Here is a 264-nt window from a genome sequence, read left to right on the forward strand (position 1 = left end):
TCTCCACCCCTCGCCTCATGATCAACACCCCCGACATCATCCCCCTCATCCTCCCCCACAAACCCCTCCACCGCTACTACTCCCCTTACAACTACCACCACGCCCTCCACCCACATCCTCACCCCCCCCCACAAATCCACGACTTCACCATCGCTTTCACCCCCCATCTCCTCCCCCTCCACCCCCACTACTCCCACCACCTCTATCACCTCCTCACCCACCACCCCAACCACCTCTACCACATCCTCCCCCACTACCCCAATC

General features: G+C 61.4%; 1 protein-coding gene. It reads right to left on the reverse strand.

The annotated features are described in order from the left end of the window. On the reverse strand, positions 1–264 hold a 264-nt coding region (locus FS507_RS20065), incomplete at both ends, for a hypothetical protein (protein ID WP_186314779.1).

The sequence above is a fragment of the Corynebacterium glyciniphilum AJ 3170 genome (genome assembly GCF_007673095.1).
GTDB lineage: Bacteria > Actinomycetota > Actinomycetes > Mycobacteriales > Mycobacteriaceae > Corynebacterium.